At 59.3% G+C, this 24,477-nt stretch carries 6 protein-coding genes; all 6 read right to left on the reverse strand.

Annotated elements, in window-relative coordinates; all coding sequences use genetic code 11:
- Window positions 1-10: 10 nt before the first annotated feature.
- Window positions 11-1,687: a polysaccharide biosynthesis/export family protein gene (locus tag DEU53_RS18555; protein WP_110868012.1), complete on the reverse strand. Its 1,677-nt coding sequence runs from the start codon at window positions 1,685-1,687 to the stop codon at window positions 11-13.
- 23 nt (window positions 1,688-1,710) lie between these two features.
- A complete protein-coding gene (locus tag DEU53_RS18560; RefSeq protein ID WP_110868013.1) occupies window positions 1,711-2,859 on the reverse strand; it encodes a capsule biosynthesis protein in 1,149 nt (382 codons plus the stop codon).
- A gap of 490 nt (window positions 2,860-3,349) precedes the next feature.
- A complete protein-coding gene (locus DEU53_RS18565) occupies window positions 3,350-4,576 on the reverse strand; it encodes an HlyD family type I secretion periplasmic adaptor subunit (RefSeq protein ID WP_110868014.1) in 1,227 nt (408 codons plus the stop codon).
- Window positions 4,573-6,744, reverse strand: a complete 2,172-nt coding sequence (locus DEU53_RS18570; protein ID WP_110868015.1) for a type I secretion system permease/ATPase — start codon at window positions 6,742-6,744, stop codon at window positions 4,573-4,575. Before DEU53_RS18570 ends, DEU53_RS18565 begins: the two co-directional genes overlap by 4 nt.
- A complete protein-coding gene (locus DEU53_RS18575; protein WP_110868016.1) occupies window positions 6,741-8,192 on the reverse strand; it encodes a TolC family outer membrane protein in 1,452 nt (483 codons plus the stop codon). The genes DEU53_RS18570 and DEU53_RS18575 overlap by 4 nt, the downstream gene beginning before the upstream one ends.
- Window positions 8,193-8,266: 74 nt before the next feature.
- Window positions 8,267-24,361, reverse strand: coding sequence for an Ig-like domain-containing protein (locus DEU53_RS18580; RefSeq protein ID WP_110868017.1), 16,095 nt, complete (start codon window positions 24,359-24,361; stop codon window positions 8,267-8,269).
- Window positions 24,362-24,477 lie beyond the last annotated feature (116 nt).

Genomic DNA, 24,477 nt, shown 5'->3' on the forward strand with positions numbered 1-24,477 from the left:
CGATGCACCCTTACAGCGTAAGAACCACTTTCGCCGCAACGGCTAATTGATACAGGATGGTGGAGATGCCGCGCGTCACTTCGATGCTCTTCGATTCATACTTCGGCAGCACCATTAACTCATCACCTGGATTCAGCGCACCGACATCTTCCGCGTCTTCAGCCGCGCCGTTCTGGCGAATAACGATGACGCGCGCATTGCCGGACTTCTGCGTAAAGCCACCGCTTTTGGCAATGTAATCTTTCGCGCGTAAGCCTTTCTCCCAGCTCACTGCATTCGGGAACAGCACTTCACCATGTACCAGCACCAGTGAGGTTTTCTGAGGAATGCTAATCACATCACCATCTTCCAGCAGCGTGGCCGCGAGGTTTTTCTCGTTCAGAATGACTTCACCTTTTGGCACGACCTGACGCGCTTTCGCCACAAATCGGCTGACCAATTGCGCTTCCTGGAAGCGGAGGCCAGCCTCTTCCTTGGTGGATGATTGCGCAGAAAGCGAGGCTTCCTCTAACTTCTGCAACGCCAGGTTCATCATCTCTTTCTGGCGGGAGGCCACGGAGGGACGATACAGCTTGATGGCACTCATCTGCGACATACTATTAGGTCGAATCTGCTTCAACACCGCCTGCATGTTGGATCCGTAAGGCAGTACCATCGCGTGTTCACCTGAGTGTGCGCCTTCAACGCGGACCTGAATCGTGCTGGCATAGCGATCGGTGCTCACAATCAGTCTGTCACCATCTTGCAGGAAGCGGCCGTTCGCCTCGCGAATTGGATAATATTCGCTGCGCTTTGCTAAACCTTGCTGGCGCACAATAGTAATATGCGTCGCACCCGGTTTGACTCGCGCCCAGCTCAAAGCTTCGGTGACAGGAATAGTGCTATTGCGAAATTCAAAGTTATAGCTATTAAATACATCGCCTTGCACATTGAACGTATGCTGACGCGGCCCGACCACAATGGTGTCGCCGTCGGCAAATTGTGATAATCCCAATTTACCGTTAAGCAAAAAATCATACAGGTTGATATTGGATCGCACTTTATTGCCACGTTTCACTGCAATATCGACGTAACTTCCACGTTCAGGATCAACGCCGCCTGCTTTAATCAAATAGTTCAATAGGGAATCCGACGTCACGCCGCCATATAAACCCGGGCTGTGGACAAAACCGGTGACGTAGACTTTCACAGGCTGTGCCTGTAATAGCGATGCATACACACTGACGTTGGCTTGGTAGACCTGCTTCACTTTGCTGGTAATTAACGCGTTTAGCTGGCTGTTACTGATGCCAGCGACTTTTACCGGCCCCACATTTGGCAGGAAAATGTTGCCTTTGGGATCAACCTGCAACGCGCCGTCAAAAGTAAATGCGCCCCATAAACGCACCTGAACGCTATCTCCTGGATTCAGGATATAGCCGGGATTGAAACCTACGCTTGCCCCGTTCTCTCCGCTATTGCCATTGAACAGCTGAGCACCAAACATACGGCTAAGTACCACAGGTGCGGCTGGCAGAGGCGTATCATCAAATCCGCTGTTATTGCTGCTGATATTTGCCGGTGCCGAGTTGAGCAGAGATTGTGTTTTAACGCCGGTTAAGTTTGCATCAGCGTTAATATTCAAGGCCGCATTGGCCTGCGCAGTGAAGCAAGCTGCGATCATTACAAATGATTTTAAAATTTTCATAACAGACTCATTCTGCGACAGCATTAATCCCGATGATCTTCAATCACCGCCAATATCAGTTTCAGGGTGCCAAACATTAAGCAGCACACCAGCAACCAGCAGGCGATCAAATACGGAATATTGGGGAAAGTGGACTCTTGCGGCTGCTGCGGTGAACTGATCACCGAAAGCACTTTCAGTTTGCGAGCGGCTTCCACGCGTGTTTTTTCGATAGAGGTCAGCGCAAGCTTGTAAAGCTCATTATCAAAGGTGACACGCGATCTAATCTCTTCAAACTCCACCGCCATGCGGTTAAGTTTGTCGCCCTGCGGCGCGGTGATTTTGCCTTTCTCGTTATCGATCTGCGCCTGCATCGAGGCAATGGCGTTACGTACGCTGACAACTTGCGCAGCGTCATCACGCAGATAGGTCAGCAGAGTACGCAGCTCCGCTTCCATCTGGATCTTCTGCCCCATCAGCGTGTTAACCAGTGAACTGGCTGCTAACGCTTGCGCTTCAGGATCCAGCACATTGTTGCTGTTCTGATACGCCAGTAGCTCGGATTTACTGTTATTCAGGCGTGAGCGGGACTTTTCCATCTCCTTTTCCGCAAAGGTCAGCTGATCACGCGCAATACGGTGCGACAACTCATTAATGAAGCGTTCGGACTCTTTCAGCACCGCTTTATTAAAGTTAAGGGCAAAGTCCGGCGTAAAGCCTTGCGTGCGAATAGCCAGCAATCCCGCTTTATCGTCATACGTTACGCTGATACGTTCACGATAATAACGCAGGAATTTTTCGGCAGTTTCATCAGGAGACAGATGGTGCAAGAAATCCAGCCCGCTTTGGCTGAAGGCTTGACGGAAATTAAGTTGTTTATCTAGCACTGCCAGCATATCCGGCGAATTGATGTACTCCTTTAAGTAGAGTGCATCTTCCACCGAACTGGGATTAATCGCCCCTAACAAAAAGCCAAAATTCACGCTATTGCTGGCAAGATCATCGGAGCGTTTAATCGCGACTTTGGATTCGCTCACAAAACGCGGCTGACTGAATATTGCCAGATAAATAATCAGCAACGTCATTGGGAGAAAAATGATCGCTTTTCCGAGGTGCTGTTTAAGATTGGCGAAAGAAACAACGCCCAATCTTTTTTCAAACTTTGATAAGGTGGAATTCTCTTTTATTAACATGAAGCAATCATCAAATATTCATAAGCGTGCCGTAGCACATCATTGAGGTTCGGCCTGCGGCTCTGCGCATTAATAACCCTGCCGCCCCTCGAGGAAAATCCAATATTTCGTGATGTTTTTTGGTGACGAATTGCAGCGTATTAAAGAAAAGTACCGCGTCCGTCTTCCCGCGCTCGAAAATAAAACCACGTTGATTTGTTCATAATTTCATATGCGTAACGTATCAAAGCGCTCAGCTTAGCGTTAAGCGCACTTAGCGCCTTTGAGAAACGGCTTGTTATCGTTCACTTCGGGAACCCCTTTTCTCTAATAACAAGCCAGCTCAAGACATTTCTTGCTGTAATTAATTATATAAGTGTGGGATTTGATATTTAACGGTTCGTGTAATAGTTGCCGAAACTTCATGGTGCCCTCATCAATCGCCCAAATAAAAAACCGCCGTTTCCTGAAGAAAACAGCGGTTTTAAACTAACGCGTTATACCGTTCCAATTAGCGTTCCCGCATCGCCTCTTGCGCTTTGTTAAACGGCTTAATCAGATAATCCATCACCGTCTTCTCACCGGTCTTGATATCCACGGTAGAAACCATGCCGGGACTGATGGAGAAGCGCTTACCGGCTTTATTCTGCACGTAGTCGTTATCGGTGCGGATAAACACGCGGTAATAGTAAATTTCCGGTTTCACCTCATCCTGAATGGTATCCGGCGAGATGCTCTCCACCACGCCGTTCAGGCCGCCATAAATGGCGTAGTCATACGCCGAGATCTTCACCACCGCCCGCTGGCCGGGACGGATAAAGGCGATATCGCGCGGTGACAAACGCGCTTCAATCAGCAGACGATCGTTCATCGGCACAATGTTCATCAGCTCGCCATTCGGTGGGACCACGCCGCCCACGGTGGAGACTTTGATGTTTTTTACGATGCCGCGCATCGGCGAACGGATGGTCAGTCGCGTCACCGTGTCTTCACGCCCTTTCACCACTTGCGCCATGCTGTCGGCTTCGGCGTTGGCTTTCGCCAGCTCCTCACGCGCCTGCACGTAATATTGCGAACGCATATCGGTGAGTTTCAGCTCCAGATCTGATTTATCGCGCTGCAAACGCAGCACTTCCACGCTACTGGCGGCACCGGTTTTGGCCAGACGCTGCGTGATGGCCAGCTCGCGGTTAGCCAGCGCCAGCGACTCTTTAAACTGCGCAGTCGCATCAGTGAGCTGTGCGCGGCGGGTTTTATACAGCCGCGTTTCTGACGCCATCAGATCGGGGAACTTTTTCAACTCTGCCGGGAAACTCAGCGGCTGATCGTTCACTTCCGCATTGAGGCGCGCGGCGGCAGCCAATGCCGCACGATAGCGTGCCGCACTTTCGCCGACGTTGGATTGCGAGCGCGTGGCATCGAGGCGCGCCACCACTTGCCCGGCCTGCACCTGATCGCCTTCGTGCACATACAGCTCGGTGAGGATGCCGCCTTCCAGCGATTGCAGCACCTGATCGCGCGAGCTGGGAATCACTTTGCCGGTGCCGGTTGAGACTTCATCCAGCACGCCAAACCAGGCCCAGATCACCGCAACGAGGATCAGTGCGGTGCTGATGACGATCAGCCGCACCGCGCCGGTGTAATGGGTTTCTGATCGCAGCTCGCCGAGCAGATCGTCGGATGAATCCACTTCTGCCGCCGTCACTAAGCGCAGTCTTGCCGGTAATTGTTTGATCATGATTGCGCCTCCGGCAGGTTGCCGTTAGCACGCGGTGCCGGCAAGGCGTTCTCTTTCGGGCTGTCCATCACCAGTTGTCCCTCTTTCAGCACCAGCACACGATCCACTAGCGCGAGGATCGCCGCACGGTGCGTCGCCACGATCAAGGTGCGCCCGTTGAGCCACTGACCGAGACGTTCGATAAACTCTTTCTCGGTGTGATCGTCAAGCGCCGCCGTCGGTTCATCCAGCAGGATGATGTTGGGATCGCGCAGCAGCATACGCGCCAGCAGCAGCGACTGACGCTGTCCGCCCGAAAGCCCAACGCCGCCTTCCATGATCGGATGGTCGAGGCCGAGCGGCAGACGACGAATGAAATCTGCGCCGCCGCTGACGGTGAGCGCGCCAAAGATCGCATCATCGGTGGCGTGCGCCGCGCCCATGGTGAGATTCTCGCGCAGCGTGCCGTGGAACAGCCGCGCATTTTGCGTTAGCAGGCCAACGTTACGCCGCACATCGGCCACATCAATGTGCGGCAGGCTGAGGTTATCCAGCCGCAGTTCACCGCCGACCAGATCGATGCCGCCAATCATCGCCTGCAGCAAGGTCGATTTACCCGAACCGTTGCGTCCCAGCACCGCAATGCGCTCGCCCGGTTTGATGGTCAGGCTTTTAATGCGCAGCGCGATGTTCATTGAATCGGTGTAGTAACGGAACATCGCGTCGGTAAACTGGTAGTGACCAAACAGCACCGGCGTGTGAATCCGCGTTTCGTCTTTGCTGTTTTCCACCGGCAAATTCATCAGCGCATCGAGGCTGCCTTTCGCCGCTTTCACCTGCTGCCAGCGCGCCAGCACGCCGCACAGCGTCGCCATCGGCGCGATCATGCGTGAAGAGAGCAGCGATGCCGCCACAATCGCACCGGTGGTGATATCGCCGTTGATCACCATCGGCGCACCGATCACAATCACGCTGGCGTATACCAAACCCTGCACCGTCACGCCCCAGGTAATCAGCGAGTGCATCACTTTGCGCATCTCCACGCCGGATTGCGCGGTAATGCGAATGTAGCTGTTCCACTGTTGCAGGAAGCGATCCTCCGCCTGCATCAGCTTGATATCTTCCAGCCCTTGCACGCTCTCCACCAGCACCGCATTTCGCAGCGTCGACTCTTTCAGGTTCTGCTGCGCCAGCTTCGCCAGCTTCTTCTGGCTCAGCACGCCCGGCAGGATCATCAGCAGCACCGCCACCGGCGCAATCCACGCCAGTTGCGGCGCAATAATCGCCATCACCAGCATGAACAGCAGGAAGAACGGCATATCGACAATCGAGGTGACCGTGGTGGACGTAACCATTTCGCGGATCGCCTCTAGCTCGCGCAACTGCGAGATAAAGGTGCCGGTCGAGCGCGGCACCGCGCTGTTACGCAGCCGCAGTGCGTGACCAAATACCCGATCGGAGACGCGCATATCGGCACGCTTGCCCAGCAGATCGGTCACGTGATCGCGCCCAACGCGCAGAATATAAGTGAACACCACCGAGATGATCACGCCGATATACAGCACATACAGCGTGGGATAGGACTGCGCCGGAATCACCCGATCGTACACCTGCATTGAGAAGATAATGCCGACCAGCGCCAGCAGGTTAATCAGGAAGGATCCGAGCATCACGTAGCCATACGGCCGCAGATCGTGCAGCACCAAACGGCGCAGCCAATCCGGTTTTACCGTGGCGAGATAGCGATCGACGCGGCTATCTTTGGCGGCGGTAACCGGACGCAGCGCGGCGGCAAAGCGGATTTCCGGCAGCAACGTCTCCAGCGCAATTGGTGCGGGCTGTTCATCACCGGCAAAATGCACCCGCACGTCATCGTCGCCATCAAACTGGGTAATAACGCCCACCTGACCGTCGGCCAGCTCGATCGCCAGCGGCAAGCGCCAGCTGGTGATCTCCCACTTATTCTCTTCATATAATTGCAGCGATAAGCCGGCCTGGCGCGCCAGATGGCGTAACGCTTTATCGCGCGACTGTTTGCCCTGCCATTCGGCAGCGGCCATGATCATGCCCGGCGAACAGGGCAAGCGATAATGGCTGGCGATCAGGATGATTGCGGTGGCCCATCCGTGTAAGGGCACGTTTCCCCCGGACGCGCTATCAGGTGCGTCGGGAATCTGTAATTGCGTCATGGCTGGATCTCCACGGACTGGATCCGCTGATTATTCAAAGCAAACGCCGACCGCATATGCCCGGTGCTGTAGAGGCAATCGAGCTGCAGTGAGCGTAACTGGCTGATGGTTTGCTGCAATGTGAAACGGGTCTGGAACACTTCCTGCTCGGCGTTGAGCACGTCCAGCAGCGGACGGGTGCCGAGTTGCAGATACTGATCCTGATAGAGCGACTGGGTTTTCTCGCCCAGCGTCTGTTGCCGACCCATGATCGCCAGGCTGAGTGCCAGGCTTTGCGACGCGTTCTGCGACTCACTCAACTGCTGACGCGCTTTAAGTCGCGCCGAGTTGACGGCCGCATTGGCGGCCTGCAATGCATTGGCGGCCGCGTCCCGGCTGGCGGTGATGCCGCCGCCCTGATAGAGCGGCATTTCCACTTTCACAAACGCCGAATATTGGGTGCGATCCAGCGATTCGCTGCCGGAATAGTGATTATTGAGATAATGCGTCACCTGCGGTTCCAGCGAGATAGTTGGCATGTTCTGCGCGTTAGCATTATCGAGTTTGGCCTGCGCCTGATTGGCCTGCGCCCAGGCCGCCAGCACCGACGGATTGAGCTTGTCATCGGCTTTCGCCACCTGACAGGACTGGGTGAGTTTGGTGGGAAAATCGTTGCTGACCTTTTTCACCAGCGGCCAGCCAAGATAGGTTGCCAGCGTGGCGCGCCAGCGGTCGAGGTTGGCTTGATACTGCGTTAGGGTGGTACGCGCGCCTTCGATACGCGCATCGGTTTGGGTGGCATCCGAAAGCGACGCCGCGCCTTCTTCATTACGCTGGCGCGCCAGATCGCCAATCTTACTCAGCGCCGTGAGCTGCTCACGCGCAATTTTGACCAGTTGCTGATAACCCTGCACTTCCACCAGCGCCGCGGCGGTATCGTGCGCCACGGTATCAATGCTCACCAGCACGTTGGCCTGCTCCTGCGCCACGCCCGCTTCGGCGGAACGCACTGAACTGCTGACCTTGCCGAAGTCATACAACATCTGTGAAACCGACAGCACAAAAGACGGGCTGAAGCCCTTTTCGCTGTAAGCATTGCTGTAGCCGTTGTTCATGCCGGCACTGATTTGTGGATAGTATTTGGCTTTCGCCACATCAACCTGATTAGCCTGCTCCAGCATTTTTCCTACTGCCTGAGCGATATCGGGATGCCACTGAACGGCGCGCTGCACCGCCTGGTTGATGGTGAGAAAGTCGGGGACGTTGGCGAGGGCGGGTTCCGCCACTTCACCGGTTAATGAAGGCAGTTCTTGCTGTTGCGCTAAACCTGCTGAGGTGATGTGCCCCGCCCGGGTTAACGCGTCACTGGCCGCTAAAAGTGGAGAACTGTAAAGTAAAGCCATGCCCGCACAGAGAACGCTGAGCTTAAACGAACGGCGAAAAGTTGCGCCTGAGTGCATCAGTTCCATCGATAGTCCACCAGTCAATAAAGAGAAAGGGGCACATCCCTGTGCCCTAACTGCATCCCTGCATCACAGAGCGATTACGCCGTGTGGTTTTGGTGCGGTTGTTGCAGCAGCTCCTCCAGAGAAACGTTCACGCCTTCCAGCGTAATCAGCTGAGTGGTGCTGTAACCCGTACCGGTACCATCACGGTCAATGGAGAGCACCGTATTGCCATCTGAAGTATGATCCACTTTCACGAAATCATTAATATTACTTGTGGAATCATTCCAGCCGATAAGCAAATTACTGACGTCAATTTTGTCGCCTTGCGCGACATTGAAGTCGGTCCAGGTATCGTGACCGTTACCGCCGGTAGCATCCGCACTCGCCAGTAAGTGATACACCAACGTATCTGCGCCGGCACCGCTGGTGATGGTGTCGTCGTAGGCACCGCCGGTTAGCGTGTCAGCCCCCGTGGTTCCTGTGATAGTTGGATGCAGCTCAATGGTGAACGACTGCGTGGTGATGGTGCCATCACTCGCCGCCAGGGTGTAACTGAACACCTCTTTATGGGTAATGGATTGTCCATCCACGCCCGCGTTCAGTGAATAGGTGTAGTTACCGTTGGCGGCAATACTCAGCACACCAAAGTCGCCGGCAATCGACGTCGTACCCACGCTGTGAACCGTGGTGATATCGCCGTGTTCATTAGTGATACTCAAGGTTCCGGTGTGCGTGCCCGATGCTGAACCGTAGATGCTGCCGCTGGCGTCGTGGTCATTGGTGGCTTCGGCCACCAGACTGCTGGTCGCCAGCAGCGTGCTGGTGGATGCACCGTTGTGCAGGTTCACCGTCAGGCTCGCCGAGGTCACCGCGCCGCTGGCATCACGCACCGAATAGGTGAAGACGTCGGTGGCTGGCACCAGATCGGCATCCAGTCCCGCCTTCAGCGTATAGGTGTAGTTACCGTGCGAATCGATGGTCAGCGTACCGTAGCTGCTGGTGATCACCGTGTTACCGGTGGCCGCAATCGCATTGCCAGTCACCTGGGTGACCACCGTACCGTTCGGCACCGTACCGGCGACGGAGCTGGTATCGTTGGTCAACAGGTTGCCGGTGACAGTTGCCGCCACGGTCAACGCCAGCGTCGTAATATCCGACGTGGTGGTGACGGTAGTCGATGGCAACACACCAACACCGGTGCTGGTGCCCAACAGCACGGCATAGTTACCTGTACCGAGGTTGCTGTAAGTCACGTTGCCACCGGTTTGTGTACCAATGGTCAGAACCGTGGTGATGTAGTTGGCGTTGCTGGATTTCAGCGCCCAGGTGCCGTTCGCCTGCTGTTGATAGAGGTACAAGGTATAAGTCGATGTCAGCGCCGCCAGGCTGGTGGCCGAGGCGTGTAATGTCACCGTGCGCGTATCCCCTGCGCCAACGTTAAACATATAGGCGTTAGTGCTGCTCAATACTCCCACACCCAGCACGCTGCCGAGGTTAACGCTCAGCAATGCGACGCTGGTCGAACTGGTATTGGCATTGGTGATGGTGCCGATTTGGGTGGTGTAATCCACTTCGTTGACATCATTCGCTGCCACGATTTGAATCGCACCGGTCAGCGGGGTGCTGGTCGATACGTTGCCTGCGCGGTCAGTCTGAATCACCGACAGCGAAGCACCGGTGGTTTGCGCCGTACTCAGGCTCACCGACCATGAACCGCCGCTGCCTACCGTCGTTGTACCCAGCGCGTTACCGCCCGCATCACGAACCGTTACCGTTGCCCCCACTTCACCGCTACCGGTGACCGTGGTACCGGCACCGTTGATTGCCAGGCCACTTACCGCCGCAGGCGGCACAGTATCGACGTTCACCGTCACCGCCGTGTTACCGGTGCTGACGTTACCCGCCGAATCAGTCACCGTTACGCTCAACGGATGCGCACCGTTCGCCAGTGCGCTGGGGGTGTAAGTCCAGCTGCCACCGGCGCCAACCGTTACTGAACCCAGCGCGGTGGTGCCATCGTAGATGGTGACAATCGCGCCCACTTCCGCCGTGCCGTTCAGCACTGGCGTGGTGTCACGGGTGTACGCGCCATTGGTCAGCGTCACCGGCGTGCTGCCGGCGTCGTCGGTAATGGTGAGCGTACTGGCCGTTGGTGCCACAGTGTCGATGCGCAGCGTGGTCGAGGCGTTCGGGCTGACGTTGCCCGCCGCATCGGTTGCCGTCACGTTCAGCGTATGGGTGCCGTTGCTCAGCGCAGTCGAGACGAAGCTCCATGTGCCACCGCTGCCCACCGTGGTGGTGCCCAGCAGTGTGGTGCCGTCGTACACGCTGATCCTTGCCCCGACTTCGCCGTTACCGGTCAGCAGCGGCGTGCTGTCGTTGGTGATGCCGTTATTCGGAATGGTCACCGCCGTGCTGCCGTTGTTATTGGCGGCAACCAGGTTGGTGACCGCCGCTGGCGGCGTGGTATCGATAATGACCGACGCCGACGTAGTCCCGCTGACGTTACCGGCCGTGTCCGTTACCGTCACGCTCAATGGATGCGTGCCCTGCGTGAGCGCGGCGGTGGTGAAGGTCCATGCGCCAGTGCTACCCGCAATCGCCGTGCCTAACAAGGTGCCACCATCGTAGATCGAGACGCGGCTGCCCGCTTCCGCCACGCCGCTCAACGTTGGCGTGGTGTCGTTGGTAGCACCGCCGCTCGGCACCACGGTACTGGTGACATCATTGGTGATCACCAGCGTTGACGCCGCTGGAGCCACGGTATCCACCGTAATGGAAACCGTCGCCGATGCCGCACTGGTGTTACCCGCGGCATCGGTCACCGTCACGCTCAGCGGATGGCTACCGTTGCTCAGGGTCGCGGTGGTGAAGCTCCATGCACCTGAACCATTGGCGGTGGTGGAACCAATCACGGTGGTACCGTCGTAGATGGTCACAATCGCGTTGGCTTCCGCCGTGCCGCTCAGGGTTGGCGTGGCGTCATCGGTAAAGGCACCGTTCGCCAGCGTCCCCTGAAGAGGGCCGACGTCATCATTGATCACCAGATTGGTCACCGGATTCGGCGCCACGGTATCAATCGTCAGGGTGGTTGAGGCGTTCGGGCTCACGTTACCCGCCGCATCGGTTGCCGTGACGTTCAGCGTATGTACACCGTTGCTCAGCGCCGTCGAGACGAAGCTCCATGTGCCACCGCTGCCCACCGTGGTGGTGCCCAGCAGCGTGCTGCCATCGTAAACGCTGATCTTCGCGCCAATCTCGCCGGATCCGGTCAACAGCGGCGTATTGTCGTTGGTCACGCCGTTGTTCGGAATGCTCACCGCTGTACTGCCGTTATTGTTAGCGGCCACCAGATTGGTGACTGCCGCTGGCGGCGTGGTATCGATGGTTACCGAGGCCGAGGTACTGCCACTAACGTTACCCGCCGCGTCGGTGACCGTAACGCTGAGTGGATGCGTGCCGGTGGAGAGTACGTCGGTGGTGAAGGTCCACGCGCCTGTGCCATTCGCAATCGCCGTCCCCAGCAACGTCGCGCCATCATAAATCGACACGCGGCTGCCCGCTTCCGCCACACCGCTCAGCGTTGGGGTGTTGTCGTTGGTGAAGCCACCACTCGGCACCGTGGTGCTGGTGATGTCGTTGGTGATCACCAGCGTTGAAGCCGTTGGCGCCACGGTGTCTACCGTGATGGAAACCGGCGTGGTGGCGGCACTGGTGTTACCCGCCGCATCTTTCACCGTCACGCTCAGCGGATGCACACCGTTGCCTAGCGTAGCAGTAGTAAAGGTCCATGCACCGCCCGCGCCAGCCACCACTGAACCCAGCACCGTGGTGTCGTCGTAGATAGTGACAATCGCATTCGCTTCTGCCGTACCACTCAGCGTTGGCGTGGCATCATCGGTCACCGCACCGTCCGCCAGTGGCCCCTGAATGCCGCCCACATTATCGTTGATCACCAGGTTAGTGACGGGCGCCGGTGCCACGGTATCCACCGTCAGGGCAAGCGTTGCATTCGGGCTGACGTTGCCCGCTGCATCCGTCGCCGTGACGTTGAAGGTGTGCGCCCCCTCCGCCAGCGTTGGCGTGGTGAAGCTCCATGCGCCGTTAGTGCCTGCGGTAACAGAACCGATAATCGAGGTGCCATCGCGGATAATCACCAGACTGCCCGCTTCTGCCGTACCGCTCAGCGCTGGCGTGTTGTCATTGGTGCTGCCGTTATTGGCAATCGCCACCGGCGTACTGCCGTTGTTGTTGGCCGCGGCCAAACCGGACACCGCCCCCGGCGCGACGGTATCGATAATCACCGTGGCCGAGGTGCTGCCGCTGACGTTACCTGCCTCATCGGTGACCGTGACGCTCAGTGGATGAGCGCCTTGCGTCAGGACGTCGGTGGTGAAGGTCCATGCGCCGTTGCTGCCTGCCACCGCCGTACCGAGCAGGGTGCTGCCATCGTAAATCGACACGCGGCTGCCCGCTTCTGCCGTACCGCTCAGCGTTGGCGTGCTGTCGTTGGTTGAACCGCCATTCGGCACCGTGGTGCTGGTGAGATCATTAGTGATTAACAAGGTTGCGTTGGCTGGCGCCACCGTATCGACATTGACCGTGAAGTTGGTCGCCGCGCTGGTGTTACCGGCTGCATCACGCACCGTCACGCTCAACGGATGCGATCCGTCGCTCAATGCGGCAGTGGTAAAGCTCCACGCACCATTGCTGCCCGCCACCACAGAACCCAGCACCGTGGTGCCTTCCGAGATAATCACGATATTGCCAGCGGTGGCATTACCGCTCAGCGTTGGCGTGTTGTCATCGGTCGCCGCACCGCTGGTAAGTGCCCCTTGTGTTGCACCTACGTTGTCAGAAACCACCAGATCGGTGACTGGCGTTGGTGCTGCCGTGGTCACAGTGAAGCTGATCGCCGCATTCGGGCTGACGTTACCGGCGAGATCGGTCGCCGTCACGTTCAGGGTATGCAGACCATCAGCCAGCGTGGGTGACGTGAAGCTCCATGCGCCGTTGCTGCCTGCGGTGACAGAACCGATAACGTCGGTGCCATCACGGATCACCACCACGCTACCCGCTTCCGCCGTACCGCTCAGCGCTGGCGTGTTGTCGTTGGTGTTCCCCCCCGCAGCAATGGTCACCGGCGAACTGCCGTTGTTGTTGGCAGCAGTCAAACCGCTCACCGCCGTTGGTGCGACGGTATCTACGATTACCGTTGCCGTGCTGGATGCCGCGCTAGTGTTACCGGCGGCATCTGTTACGCGAACGGTGAGCGAATGGCTGCCTTCGCCCAGTACCGGTGAAATAAAGCTCCATGCTCCGCCTGTTCCGGCAGCAACCGAACCGAGCAAGGTCGTACCGTCGTAAACGGTGATCACACTGCCAACTTCTGCGGTACCGCTCAGCGTCGGCGTGTTGTCGTTGGTCGAACCGCCATTTGGCACCACTGTGCTGGTGACGTCGTTGGTGACCACCAGCGTCGAAGCGTTGGGTGCCACGGTATCGACCGTGAGGTTCACAACATCAGAGCGTGGACTGACGTTACCCGCCGCATCCGTCACGGTGACGCTCAGCGCATGTCCGCCCTGACTCAGCGTTGGCGACGTGAAGTCCCACTCACCACTACCATTGGCGACCGTTGAGCCAATAACCGTGTTGCCGTCATAAATCGTAACAATGCCGTTGGCTTCCGCGAGACCGGCGAGCCGCGGGGTACTGTCGTTGGTGGTGCCATTGTTAGCAATGGGCACGGTTACGCCGTCGTTGTTATTAGCGGCAGAGAGGTTAGTTGCTGCAAGCGGTGCCACGGTATCAATAGTGAAGTTCACCGTTGGCGAGGTTGCGCCCGGATTACCCACTGAATCGACCGTGGTGACATAGACGCCGTGCGGTCCATCAGCCAGCGTTGGCGTGAAGGTCCACTGCCCGGACGCCCCGACGGTGACGCTGCCTAACACCGTTGCACCATCGTGAATGGTAATCACATCACCGACCGTCGCCGCACCGGTTAATACCGGCGTACCGTCCTTGATGTTGGCGCCGTCATTCACGGTAACCAGTGAATTGCCGCTATCGTCGGTGATCACCAGCGTACTGACCGCTGGCGGCAGATCCGCTGCGATATTGAGCGTAAACGCCGGACTGCTTGCCGCGCTGACGTTGCCTGCTGCATCGGTCACTGTGAAGATGAAGTTATGCTCGCCGTTAGAGAGCGCGCTGCCCGGCGTGAAGCTCCATGTGCCGCCAGTGGCGATCACGGTGCCCAGCAGCGTGGTGCCATCGTAAACCGACACTCGGCTGCCCGCTTCAGCGGAGCCGCTCAGCGTTGGCGTGTTGTCATCGGTGGTGTCACCCGACAGCAACGGACCGGTGCTGCCCCCCTCATCGTCTGTTACGACAAGATTGCTGACCGTTGCCGGTGCAGCCGTATCAATATTAATCGTAATCGGTATCGCTTCCGGGCCCGTCGTGCCCGCAGCGTTGGTGACCGAAACGGTGAAGCTGTGCTGGCCATCATCTAAAGCCGCAGTTTCAAAGCGCCACTCGCCGTTGTCGCCTACCGTGGTGGTGCCAAGAAGATCGCTGCCCTCGTAGATGTTGATGATGGTGCCCGCTACGCCGGTTCCGCTTAGCAAAGGCGTGTTGTCGTTAGAGTCACCGTCATCCGCCACCTGCACGGTGGTAGTGGCCGCATTATTGTAAATAGCAAAGCTCGACACCGCTGCCGGCGTAGAGGTGTCCACCGTCAATGATACCGAGGCATTGGCGCTCACGTTGCCCGCCGCATCGGTCACGGTGACATTCAGCGTATGCGTTGCATCCGTCAGCGCGCTGGTGGTGATGCTCCATGCGCCGTTGCTGCCTGCCACGACTGAACCCACTAAGGTGGTGCCGTCATAGACGCGAACGATCGCGTTGGCTTCCGCCGTGCCGCTGATGGCTGGCGTGCTGTCATTGGTAATGCCGCCATCGGCAATGGTCACCGGTGAGCCACCATTGTTATTTTGCAGCAGCAGATCGTCAGCCGGCTGCGGTGCGGTAGCATCCACCACCACGGTAAAGGTCGAGGATGGCGAACTGACGTTGCCGACCTCGTCGGTTACGGTGGCGGTCAGCGTATGCGAACCCTCAGTTAAGGTCGGTGAGCTGAAGCTCCAGGTTCCGCCCGACGTTGCGGTGGTCGAGCCGATCACGGTGGTGCCATCATAAAGAGTGACCAGGCTGCCCGCTTCCGCTGTGCCACTCAGCAACGGCGTGTTGTCGCTGGTGGTGGCGCCGTTCGGCACCAGTACGGGCGTCCCGCTGTTGTCATTGTTCACCACCAGCGTGGCTGGCGCTGGAACCACGCTGTCGACGGTAAAATCAATCGCCGGTGACGCTGTACTCACATTGCCCGCCGCATCCACCACGGTGGTGCTCAGGCTGTGCGCGCCCTCATCCAGCGTGGGTGAGGTGAAGCTCCACTGGCCGTTGCTGCCCACCGAAGCGCTACCGATGATGGTTGTGCCGTCACGGATAATCACCGTGCTGCCCGCTTCGGCTGTACCGGTGAGGAATGGCGTGTTGTCGTTGGTGAAGCCGCCGTTGGTGATAGCCACCGGCGACGTACCTTCATCATTACTGGCCACCACGTTCAGCGCTGCCGCTGGCGGTGTGGCATCAATCACGACACCAATGGTGCTCGGCGCACTGACGTTTCCTGCCGCATCGCTGGCCGTGACGCTAAAGGTATGGGTTCCATCCGCCAGCGCGTTCGCCGGCGTGAAGGTCCAGGTTCCGCCCGCCCCGACGGTGGTGGATCCCAACACGCCGTTCTGATCGGACACGGTGATGATGCTGCCCGCTTGTCCAGAACCGCTCAGCACCGGTGTGCTGTCGTTGGTGAGCCCGCCGTTCGGAATGCTAACGGGTGTACCAATATCGTTGGTCAGCGTCAGGCCGGTCGCCGCTGGTGGTGCCACGGTATCTACGGTGACGGTGATGGTGCTGCTTGCCGGTCCGGTGTTACCTGCGGCGTCACGCACCGTCACGCTCAGGTTGTGCGTGCCATCGGTCAGATTGGGTGAGAAGCTCCAGGCGCCCTGCGCATCGGCGACGGCGCTGCCCAGCACGGTGGTGCCGTCAGACACAATCACAATGCTGTTGGCTTCTGCGGTACCGCTCAACTCTGGCGTGTTGTCGTTGGTGGTGCCGTTGTTAGCAATCGGCACCGGCGAACCGCCGTTGTCGTTGTTCAGCACCAGTCCGGTTGCCGCAACAGGCGCAACGGTATCAACGTTAAAGGCAATGGCTGCGGAGGCAGGACCGACGTTACCCGCAGGATCGGTGACGGTCGCCGTCAGGCTGTGCGCACCTTCACCCAGCGTTGGCGTGGTGAAGCTCCACTGTCCGGTACTGCCAACAATCGCGGTGCCCAGCACGGTAGCGCCATCCAGCACGGTCACGGTGCTGCCGGCTGCTGCGGTACCGCTGATCGCCGGTGTGGCATCGTTGGTGGTGCTGCCTGCCTCAATCGTAACCGGTGAACTGCCGTTGTTGTTGTTCAGCGCGATCGCACCTGGCGCCACTGGTGGCGTGGTGTCAATACTGAAATTCAGGGCCGCGGACGGCGAACTGACGTTACCTGCAGCATCGGTCACCGTGGTGGTCAGGCTGTGATCGCCCTCGCCCAGCTCCGGCGAAGTGAAGCTCCAGCTGCCGCCGCTGCCGACCACAACAGATCCCAGCACGTTGCTGCCGTCAGAAACAATCACGATGCTGCCTGCTTCAGCGCTGCCGCTCAACACGGGTGTGGTGTCGTTGGTGGCGCCGCCCGCAGCAATCGGTACCGGCGTTTGGCCAGAATCATTGCTCAGTTGCAGCCCTGTCGCCGCATTCGGTGCCTCGGTATCGACGGTAAAGGCGATTGCCGTAGACGGAGCGCTGCTGTTGCCTGCGGCGTCAGTTACGGTTGCCGTCAGGCTGTGCGCGCCCTGGCTCAGCGCTGGCGAGGTGAAGCTCCAGGTTCCATCGGTGCCAACAATCGTCGAGCCCAGCACGGTGGTGCCGTCACGCACGATGATGATGTTGTCCGCCTCGGCGGTACCGCTCAGCACCGGCGTGGTGTCGTTAGTGGCTCCGCCCGAGACGATTGGCGTTGGCGTGCTGCCCTGATCGTTACTGAGTGCTACCGTAATCACGGCTGGCGGCGCGGTGATATCGATGATAACCGCGTACGGCGTAGAGGCCGGGCCGACGTTACCGGCCGGATCGGTGACGGTAGCGGTCAGGCTGTGCGCGCCCTCGTCCAGCGGATTGGCCGGAGTGAAGCTCCATTTGCCATCGGTGCCGACGGTGGTGCTGCCCAGTACCTCGGTGCCATCACGCACGGTGACGACGCTGCCCGCTTCGGCACTGCCGCTCAACACTGGCGTGGTGTCGTTGGTGCGACCGCCGGTATCAACAGGAATCGCCGTGCCGCTGTTGTTATTGCTGAGCTGCAGATCGGTGGCGGCGGCTGGCGGTGAGGTATCCACGGTAAAGGTAACCGGCGCGGATGCGCCGCTGCTGTTGCCCGCCGCATCGGTGACGGTGGTGGTCAGGCTGTGTGCGCCCTCGCCCAGCGCGATCGTTGGCGTAAAGCTCCAGTTGCCGTCGGTGTCCGCCGTGGCGGTGCCCAGCACGGTGGTGCCATCCAGTACGGTGACGGTGCTGCCCGCTTCGGCGCTGCCGCGCAACACCGGCGTGCTGTCGTTGGTGATACCGCCAGCGGCAATCGCCGTGCCGCCGTCGTTACTCAGTTGCAGACCGGTTGAGGTTGCCGGTGGCTGCGTATCCACGGTGAAGTTAATCGGCGCAGACGGATCGCTAACGTTACCCGATGCGCTGGTGACGGTGGTGATCAGGCTGTGCGCGCCTTCGCTTAACGCCGGCGTACTGAAGCTCCAGCTGCCGCTGCTGCCAACCACAACGGTGCCGAGCACGGTGGTGCCATCCAGTACGGTCACGGTACTGCCCGCCGCTGCGCTACCGCTGAGCACCGGCGTGGTGTCATTGGTCGCGCCGCCGGACGCAATCGGAACTGGCGTGCCGCCGTTGTCATTGTTCAGCTCAAGATCATCTGCAACTGGCGGTTGGGCGGTGTCGATATTGACGACGATGGGGGCCGATGCCGGGCCAACGTTACCGGCCGGATCGGTGACGGTCGCAGTAAGCGTGTGCTCTCCCGCCGTCAACGGTGCGGTTGGGATCACGCTCCAGCTGCCATCGCTGCCAACGGCTGCGCTGCCGATCACGGTAGTGCCATCACTCACCGTGACGATGCTGCCCGCTTCTGCGATGCCGCTCAGCGCAGGTGTGGTGTCATTAGTGGTGCCGCCCGCAGCAATCGGTACCGGCGTCGCTCCTTCGTTGTTGCTGAGTTGCAGACCCGTTGCCGCCGCAGGTGGCGTGATATCCACGGTGACCACAATGGGCGCAGAGGGCGCACCGGTGTTGCCCGCCGGACTGGTAACGGTGGCGGTCAGGCTGTGATTGCCCTCGTTCAGCGCTGGCGTGGTGAAGCTCCATGTTCCGCCGCTGCCGACGGTGACGGTACCGAGTACGGTAGCGCCATCAGAAACGGTAATGGTGCTGCCCGCCGCTGCGGTGCCGCTCAATACTGGCGTTGCATCATTGGTTGCCGCACCAGAGGGAATAGGAACAGACGTGCCGCTGCTGTCGTTACTCAGCTGCACACCGCCCGGTGCTGGCGGTGCCGTGGTATCGATGGTGAAGGTCAATGGCGTGCTGGCCGCGCCGGTATTGCCCGCCGCATCGGTCACGGTGGTGGTCAGGCTGTGTGAACCATCGCCGAGCACCGGAGAGGTAAAGCTCCAGTTGCCATCGTTGCCGACGGTCACCGAACCCAACGCCGTGCTGCCATCAGACACCGTCACGACGCTGCCCGGTTCCGCACGACCGCTCAACACCGGCGTAACATCGTTGGTGGTGCCGCCATCCACGACCGGCACCAGCGTGCCGCTGCCATCGTTGCTCAGTTGCAAATCGGTCGCCGCTGCCGGTGGCGTGGTATCCACAATCACAATCACCACCGACGACGCAGGGCCGACGTTACCGGCCGTATCGGTGACGGTGGTGGTGAGATTGTGCTGCCCTTCACTCAGCGGATCGGTTGGTGTAAAGCTCCAGTTGCCGTCGATGCCGGTGATTGCGGTGCCCAGCACCGTAGTGCCATCGCTCACCGTCACGGTGCTGCCCGGTTCGGCGGTGCCGTTCAGGGTTGGCGTGGTGTCGCCGGTAGTGCTACCTGAAGCCAGCGGTGTGCCATCATCGTTGGTGAACTGCACATTGCCCGCTGCGGCAGGCGGTTGGGTATCGATGGTCACCGTCACCGGCGTAGAAGCCGGGCCAGTATTGCCAGCGGCATCGGTAACGGTTGAGGTCAGGCTATGATCGCCATCGCTCAGCGGTGGCGTGGTGTAACTCCAGCTGCCACCGTTGCCCACTGTGGTGGTGCCGAGCACGGTGGTGCCATCCGAGATGGTCACTGTGCTGCCAATTTCACCGCTGCCGCTCAAGGTTGGCGTGTTGGTGTTGGTGCTGCTGCCTTCCGGGATCGGCACACCTGCACCATCTTCCAGCGCCACGCCGGTTGGCGCGGTCGGCACCACGGTATCAATGGTGATGTTGATGGTTGGCGAATCGGTCTCCACGCCGGTCGTCGCGTTAGTGGCGACCGCATGGAAAGCGTAAGTGGCATCGGCCAGCGCCGCAGGCGTGAAGTTCCACTGCCCATCGCTACCCGCGACCGTGCTGCCAATGAGGGTGGTGCCGTTATACAGCGTGATCAGATCGCCCGCGCCCGCCTGACCGCTAAGAATCGGCGTGGTGTCGTTAGTGCTGGAGTTGTTTGGCAGTTCAACCAGCGTGCTGCCGCTGTCGTCGGTCACCACCAGCAGGCTGCTGGTCGCCGGAACGCCAGCATCGACATTGAGGGTAAATACCGGCGACGACGGGCTAACATTGCCTGCCGCATCGGTGACGGTGGTGGTCAGGCTGTGTTGGCCGTTAGTCAGCGCGGCATCTGGCGTGAAGCTCCAGCTACCGTCGCTGCCCGCTGTCGCTGAGCCCAGTAGCGTGGTGCCGTCATAAACGCGCACCACCGATCCCGCTTCGGCGGTGCCGCTCAGGGTTGGCGTGCTGTCGTCGGTGAGGGTGCCCGAAGTCAACGGACCGGTGCTGCCGCCGACGTTATCATTGACCACCAAACCGCTGACCGGCGCTGGCGCGGTGGTATCTACGCTGAAGGCGATCGGTGTGGTCGCCGGGCTGACGTTGCCCGCCGCATCGGTCACGGTGGTGCTCAGGCTGTGATTGCCCTCCGCCAGCGTCGGTGTGGTAAAGCTCCAGTTACCGTCGCTGCCGACCGTCACGGTACCCAACACGGTGGTGCCATCAAGGATAGTAACGGTGCTGCCCGCTTCCGCGCTGCCGCTTAAGACTGGTGTCGCATCATTGCTGGCCCCGCCAGCGGTAACTGGCTGCGTAATGCTGCCCGCATCGTTGGTGAGTTCCACGCCGGTTGCGGCATCGGGCGCAATAGTATCGACGGTGATGTTAATGGTTGCGGTATCAGTGACGTTGCCGTTGGCATCGGTAATGGTGCCGTGCAACGCATGCGGACCATTGCCTAAACCGGTGACATAGAAAATCCACTGACCGTTACTGCCCGCTGTGGTGCTGCCCAGCACGGTGGTGCCGTCATACAGGGTTATGATATTGCCGGGCCCCGCCAAACCGGTTAATACCGGGCTGTCATTGTTGGTGCTGCCGCCGTCAGTCAGCTGACCCACGGTATTGCCGTTTTCATCCGTCACTTCCAGCGACGATGTGGCTGGCGGAATAGCCGCATCAACGTTAATCACGATGGGTGGACTGGCTGGACCAACGTTACCGGCGCTGTCCGTGGCACTGACGGTGAGGGTATGGCTGCCATTGCTCAGCGCTGGCGTGGTGAAACTCCAGGTTCCGTCGGTGCCCACGGTGGTGTTACCCAGCAGCGTGGTGCCATCGTAAATGCTGATAGTGGCATTCGGCTCGCCGGTGCCGCTCAGGGTTGGTGCGCGGTCATCGGTAGTATCGCCGGACGTTAACGGTCCTTGTACCGCGCCGACGCTATCTTCGATCACCAGATCGGCAATAACGGCTGGCGGCGTGGTATCCACTGTTAAAGTAACGGCTGGCGACGCCGGACCGGTGTTACCGGCCGGATCGGTGACGGTGGTGGTGAGGCTGTGGTTGCCGTCACTCAGGGTTGGCGAGGTGAAGCTCCAGCTGCCGTCGCTGCCCACCGTTGCGCTGCCGATCACGTTGGTGCCATCCAGCACGGTAACGGTGCTGCCCGGTTCTGCGGTGCCGCTCAAGGTTGGCGTGTTGTCATTGCTGGTGCCGCCAGAGGCAATGGGTACCACAGTGCTGCCGCTGTTATCGCTCAATTGCAAGTCGCCAGCCGCTGCCGGCGCGGTGTTATCAATAGTGATGTTGAGGGTGCCGGAATCGGTCACATTGCCATTGGTATCAGTGGCCGTGGCGTGGAAGGCATAAGTCCCGTCAGCCAGCGCGGTAGCTGGCGTAAAGCTCCATTGCCCATCCGCACCCGCGACGGTGCTGCCGAGCAGCGTGGTGCCGTTATATAACTCGATGAGCGCGCCCGCCGAGGCCAGACCGCTCAAGGTTGGCGTGGTGTCCTGCGTGCTGGAACCTTCTGGCAACAGGCGAAGTGTGCTGCCGCTGTCATCGGTGATTTCCAGCGTGCTGGTGGTTGGCGGTACGCCAGCGTTGACGGTGAAGCCAACACCGGTTGTCGCCGGGCTGACGTTACCTGCCGCATCGGTCACCGTTACGCTGAGCGAATGGCTACCGTTGCTCAACGTTGGCGTGGTAAAGCTCCAGGTGCCGTCGTTGCCAACGGTGACGCTGCCGAGAAGCGTGCTGCCATCATAAATTTTGACGATGGCGTTGGCTTCACCGTTACCGGATAGCGTGGGTGTGCTGTCGTCGGTGGTGCCGCCCGCGGTGATTGGGCCGGTTGCAGCACCGACGTTATCGCTGATCACCACATTGCTGGCACCCGCAGGTGCCTGAGTATCCACGGTGAAGGCGATCGGCGTCGAGGTTGGACTCACATTACCTGCCGCGTCGGTGACCGTGGCGGTCAGGCTGTGACCGCCTTCGGTTAAGGTCGGCGCAGTGAAGCTCCATGACCCATTGCTGCCCACGGTTGCCGTACCGAGCACGCTATCGCCATCACGCACGGTGACGGTGCTGCCCGGTTCAGCGGTGCCGCTCAGCACCGGCATGGTGTTATTGGTCGCGCCACCGGCGGCAATCGGTTGTAGCGTGCTGCCATCGTTATCGCTCAGCGTTACGCCACCGGCCGCAGCAGGTGCGACGGTATCCACCGTGATGGTGATGGTTGGCGTTTGCGTCACGCTGCCCGCGTTGTTATCAACGGTGGCGTGCAGCGCGTAGGCACCGTCAGCCAACGCTGTTGGGGTAAAGGTCCACTGACCATCGCTGCCCGCAACCACGCTACCCAGCACCGTGGTGCCGTTATACAGCGTGATCAGCGCACCCGCCGTCGCCAGGCCGCTCAACGTTGGCGTGTTATCGTGAGTGCTGGCGCCGTTGCTGAGCTGCACCAGCGTGTTGCCGGAATCATCGGTGATTTCCAGCGACGTTGTGGCCGGCGGAATAGCGGCCTGCACGGTGATTTCATAAGGGGCTGATGGCGCGCTGACGTTGCCAGCCGCATCGGTCACGGTCACAGTCAGGCTGTGGCTGCCGTTACTCAGGGCGCTGGTGGTGTAACTCCAGCTGCCATCGGAACCCACGACCGCCGTACCCAGCAGCGTTTGCCCATCATAAACGCTGACGATCGTCCCCACTTCACCGCTGCCGGTAAGCGTCGGCGTATTGTCATCGGTCGTCCCGCCGTTAGTTACGGTGCCGCCGCTGCCGCCTGAATTATCGTTAACCTGCAGGTCGATGACTGCTGCTGGCGCTTGCGTATCCACGGTGAAGGTGATGGTCGCTGGCGTGCTGACGTTGCCCGCCGCATCGGTGGCGGTGATGCTCAACGTATGGCTGCCCTCACCCAGCGCTGGGCTGGTAAAGCTCCATGCACCGTTGCTGCCCACCGTGACACTGCCGAGCACCGTATCGCCATCGCGGATAGTGATAATTGAGCCCGCTTCTGCGGTTCCGCTCAGCACTGGCGTAGTGTCTTTGGTCGCGCCGCCGTTAGCTATGGGCTGCGCAGTCGAACCGCTGTTGTTGATGACGCTCAGGTCGCCAACCGTTGCGGGCGCCACGGTATCCACGGTGAAATCCACCGGATTGGTCGCTGGGCTGGTGTTCCCCGCCGCGTCGGTGACGGTAGCGGTCAAACTATGCTGACCCTCCGCCAGCGCTGGCGTGGTAAAGCTCCAGCGGCCATCGGCGCCAACGGTGACAGTGCCGAGCAGCGTGCTGCCATCGTAGATGCTGACAATCGCGCCCGCTTCAGCGGTGCCGCTCAGCGTGGGTGTGTTGTCATCGGTAATGGCACCCGCGCCAATCGCGCCCTGGTACGGACCTACGGCGTCGTTGATCACCAAATCCGTGATGGCGGTTGGCGGCGTGGTGTCGTTTTCACCGGGATCGGTGGGATTGGTTGGGTTGGTAGGATTAGTTGGGTTGGTGGGATTGCCGCCGTTGTTACCGTCATCGGGATTGGTCGGCGAGGCATTACCGCCACCACCACCTGAACCGGCAAACAGCGCACCTAAGCCCGCCAGCGCCGCACCACCGATACCAAAGGCGGCAATGGTGCCGTTATTGGTGGTGTTTTCCGCTAACAGCCCTTCGGTGCTGTCGATTGAAACGTACTGGAAACCTTCTGTACCGGGATCTTCAACCCACCACATGGCGCCGCGATCGTCCTGCAGAACCAGATCGCTATCGCCATTCGGGCTATAAAAATTATGAATAACAACCACTTCACCAGACTTCGTGGTGACGACTAAATCATTACCATTGCGTGTGAAAGACTTAATATCAGACTGATTAAGATGCAGCTTCACCAAACTCGGAGCGGTCAAATTAACTTGATTTCCACTCAGCTCAGAAGCAACGGTCCCACCTTTTGGGGTTACTGAGATATTATTCATGTTATCGAGATCCCGCAGTTTCCATAATCACGCCCGGTATCAGCAGACACCGGCTTTTACAGCGAATAATCGCGACGATTATTCACTTCTTCTCTTGATCGATTTCATACAGGCTA

Source organism: Pantoea sp. AG1095 (assembly GCF_003208415.1).
GTDB classification, from domain to species: domain Bacteria; phylum Pseudomonadota; class Gammaproteobacteria; order Enterobacterales; family Enterobacteriaceae; genus Pantoea; species Pantoea leporis.